The sequence below is a fragment of the Mycolicibacterium pyrenivorans genome (genome assembly GCF_025821625.1).
Lineage (GTDB): Bacteria > Actinomycetota > Actinomycetes > Mycobacteriales > Mycobacteriaceae > Mycobacterium > Mycobacterium pyrenivorans.
In genome coordinates, this window is sequence record NZ_JACKSH010000050.1 from 1 (window position 1) to 3,972 (window position 3,972).

Below are 3,972 nucleotides of genomic sequence, written 5' to 3' on the forward strand. Positions count from 1 at the left end.
GTTATCTGTAGTGCTGCGGTGAGCGTCTTTCATGTGGACCACGAAGTCTCGAAGTGGTCGGTTCTGCGTTCTGGATGTGGTTATCTCCAGCCGTCCATGAAGCAGAGCCTGGAGGATCGATGTGCTTGTTGTGAAGGTGGTTTCACCGCTCTCGTCGCGTGAATCGTTCACCGTCCTCGGCGAGGACGGTGTGCCGGTGGCACCGGTGGAGCGGTATCTGAAGTATTTGACCGACATAGAGCGGTCGCCGAACACGATCAAGGCCTATGCCCATGATCTGAAGGACTGGTTCACGTTCCTGGGCGGGTGCGGCCTGGACTGGCGGTCGGTGAGTCTGGAGGATATCGGCGCGTTCGTCGCCTGGCTGCGGCTGCCCACGGCGCTGCGGCAGGGCGCGATCGCCGTGCTGCCCTCGGTGGAGCATCACTGCGGCGAGTCAACGGTGAACCGGAAGCTGTCGGCGTTGGCGGCGTTCTATCTGCACGCCGTTCGCGACGGGATCGAGGTCGGCGAGCTGCTGACGACCTGGCAGATCGGAGGGTCGAGAGGCGGTTGGAAGCCGTTTCTGCACCACATCAGCAAGCACATGCCGCTACCCCGGCGAACAGTGTCGTTGAAGGCGCCGAAGAAGCTGCCGCGAGTGCTGATCCCCGGCGAGATCCAAACACTGCTGGACGCGTGTGACCGGTTGCGGGATCGGTTCCTGTTGGCGCTGCTCTATGACACCGGGATGCGCATCGGTGAGGCGCTGGGGCTGCGTCACAGCGACATCGCCGCCGCTGATCGGCAGATCACAGTTTGTCGGCGTGACAACGACAACCGAGCCCGCGCCAAATCGTTGACGGTCCGGACCGTTCCGGTGAGCGCGGAACTGATTCGGTTGTATGCCGATTACCTTCACGCTGAATACGGCGACCTCGACAGCGACTACGTTTTCGTCAACCTCTGGGGGCGGCCACACGGCCATCCGTTGACCTATAGCGCGGTCTACGACCTGGTCCGCCGTTTGCGCCGGCGCACGGACATCGACTTCGACCCGCATTGGCTGCGCCACACCGCAGCGACCAGGATGCTGCGCGACGGGATCGGATTGGAGGTCGTGGCCAAGCTGCTCGGCCACGCCAATGTCACCGTCACCGCCGCGACATACGGGCATCTGAACGTGGAGGACGCCCGCAAGGCGATGGAGCACGCGGGCTGGTTCATCGGAAAGGCCCAGGTGAACCTATGACCGCCCTGGAGCCCAACTCAACGCCGGGCCTGCTGGGCCTGCTCATAGCCGGTGTTCGCGCCGAATTCCGCAGCGACGCATTGGAGTTCGCCTCGGACGACGCCGTATTCGGTGGAGGGTCCTGCCGCGTCACCGACTGCGGACGCAGCGCCCGTGGCCATGGCCTCTGTCAAGGTCACCACCAGCGATGGGCCAACGCGGGCCGCCCCGACCTCGAAGAGTTCACTGCCTCGACCGACCCGCGTTGGCGCAAACATCGCCCCAACCAGGCATGTCGGGTCGACGGCTGCGGTTACGGGTCGGCTCGCCGCGGATTGTGTCAGCTGCACGCGCAACGGTGGGAACGCGCCGGGCGGCCGCCCCTGACCTCGTGGTTACGTGATCCGCTGCCGGTGAAACAGCCCCGGCCCGGCGCGACCTGCCAGATCGGGCACTGCTCGTTATGGCCGCAGGCCAAGTCGCCGCTATGCCATTCCCACACCAACACTTGGAAAGCGAACGACCGCAACGATATCGACGAGTTCGTCGCAAGATTCGAATCCAACGACACACCGGCAAACGAGACGATTCAGCTCGGGATGCTCACGCCGCAGCTCAAACTGGAGATGCAGTACGTACTGCAGCAACGCCACGACGACCGACGCGGCAAGCTGACGCCGGCCGTTGTCGCCAGGGTGGTCCGACTACTGATAGACACCGCCACCACCTCGCTGCTCGACTTCGACGCCGACCAATGGCGGCAACGCTCAGCCGTGCTACTCAACGACACGAGATCTCGCGGCTTGCTGCTCTATGCCCACCTCACCATGCTGGACTTGGCCGAGGCCGGAGGTTGGGAAGCCGAATACCCACGCGACGTCTGGCGGATGCACCGGCTCGGCTACGAAGGCCACTACACACTGCGGTTCGACCGCATCCCGCAACCCTGGCTCAGAGAGCCGGCCAAACGATGGATCCGGCTGCGCCTCTCACGCGGACTCAACCTCGAAGCAGGCGGTGGACGCCCGCTGCTGGCCATCGCCCGATTCGGACGATTTCTCGCTGACGTCGACATCGACGACATCAGCCGGATCGACCGGGAACTGCTCGAACGCTACCTCGCGCACCTGAACCAGGAATACAGCCCACAGCGCCGAGGCGCCCACATCGGCCTGCTCAATGGATTCTTTGCCGCGATCCGCCAACATTGCTGGGCCACAGGACTTCCCGACACTGCGATGTTCTTCGCCGAGGACCACCCCAAGCGCGGCGAACACCTGCCCAGAGCGTTGGCCGAACACGTCATGACCCAGCTCGAACACCACGACAACCTCGACCAGTTCAACAACCCTGCCTATCGACTGATCACCGTCATCCTGATGCGTTGCGGGCTCCGGATCACCGACGCCCTGCGATTGCGCGGCGACTGCGTCACCACAGACGCCGACGGGGCACCCTATCTGCGCTACTTCAACCACAAGATGAAGCGGGACGCCCTTGTTCCGATCGCCCCAGACCTCGTCGACATGATCGGCCACCAACGCCGACTCGTCTCCGAACGCTGGCCCGGCGGCACTGGACTGCTGTTCCCGCGCCCCACCAAGAACATCGACGGCCAAGTCCCCCTGGGGATCCCGACCTACCGCGAGGCGATGCACCGATGGCTCGCAGCCTGCGACATCCGCGACGAGCACAACCGGCGGGTGCATTTGACGCCGCACCAGTGGCGCCACACGCTCGGCACCCGCCTGATCAACCGCGACGTTCCGCAAGAGGTCGTGCGCCACATCCTCGACCACGACTCACCGCAGATGACCGCCCACTACGCTCGCCTGCACGACACCACCGTCCGCCGAGCCTGGGAAGCCGCCCGCAAAGTCGACAGCCACGGGCGTGAGGTCAACCTCGACCCAGACGGACCGATGGCCGACGCCGCTTGGGCCAAACAACGCCTCGGTCGCGCCACCCAAGCCCTACCCAACGGCTACTGCGGTCTGCCCGTCCAACAGAGCTGCCCACACGCCAACGCCTGCCTGACTTGCCCCATGTTCCTCACCACCCAGGAATTCCTGCCGCAACATCGGACCCAACGCAAGCAGACACTGCAACTGATCACAGCAGCAGAAGCTCGCGGACACAAACGGCTGGCCGAGATGAACCGCCAGGTTTTGGGCAACCTCGACGCCATCATCACCTCGCTCGACACTCCCACCGATCCGACGGCAGCCGAACATGCGAGCTGACAACAGCATTCACATCGTCACCGCAGCCAAGCAGCGTCACGAGCTCACCCGCGCAAAAGCTATCGCCGCCTTGCACGAACTCGACCGCGCCGGAACCAAGATCAGCTTCGAAGCCGTCGCCGAACACGCCGGTGTCTCCCGGTCCTGGCTCTACACCCAGCCCGACCTCAAAGACGAGATCAACCGCATCCGTGCGCTACGCCGCCCGCAACACGACCAGGCTCCGCCAGCCCGGCAACGCGCCAGGGAAGACTCCCTGCGCCAGCGCCTCGACGTCGCACTTCGCCGCAACCGTGAACTCGCCGAACAGAATCAGCGACTGCGCCACCAACTCGCCCATGCTCTCGGACAAGCCCGCGACGACACCCACAAGCGACCCGCCCGAGATCGCGATTCGATAACAATCGACCCCTGCTGACTGGGCGACAACCGAGCGCCAAGAGCACGTCGCGGACACCGTCCACACCGCAAACCAGCAGGTCACAACCCTGCCCGACCGCCGGACTACAGATAACTACT

Annotated in this window: 3 protein-coding genes; all 3 read left to right on the forward strand. The window is 64.4% G+C overall.

Translation table 11 applies throughout. The features are described from left to right. Positions 1-121: 121 nt before the first annotated feature. Genes H7I57_RS06825 through H7I57_RS06835 form a run of 3 tightly spaced genes read left to right on the forward strand, consistent with a single transcriptional unit; the run spans position 122 to position 3,871 of the window. The gene (locus H7I57_RS06825) at positions 122-1,231 is read left to right on the forward strand and encodes a site-specific integrase (RefSeq protein WP_006241818.1); all 1,110 of its coding nucleotides are present in this window, start codon (positions 122-124) and stop codon (positions 1,229-1,231) included. Next, entirely contained in the window at positions 1,228-3,453 is a 2,226-nt protein-coding gene (locus H7I57_RS06830; RefSeq protein ID WP_006241819.1) for a tyrosine-type recombinase/integrase, read from the forward strand. The genes H7I57_RS06825 and H7I57_RS06830 overlap by 4 nt, the downstream gene beginning before the upstream one ends. Then, positions 3,443-3,871, forward strand: a complete 429-nt coding sequence (locus H7I57_RS06835; RefSeq protein WP_006241820.1) for a DUF6262 family protein — start codon at positions 3,443-3,445, stop codon at positions 3,869-3,871. The genes H7I57_RS06830 and H7I57_RS06835 overlap by 11 nt, the downstream gene beginning before the upstream one ends. The last annotated feature ends 101 nt before the right edge of the window (positions 3,872-3,972 follow it).

Bases quoted from the DNA above. Each gene is read 5' to 3' on its own strand.
- H7I57_RS06835 (WP_006241820.1), top strand. From the start codon at position 3,443: ATGCGAGCTGACAACAGCATTCACATCGTCACCGCAGCCAAGCAGCGT.
- H7I57_RS06830 (WP_006241819.1), top strand. From the start codon at position 1,228: ATGACCGCCCTGGAGCCCAACTCAACGCCGGGCCTGCTGGGCCTGCTC.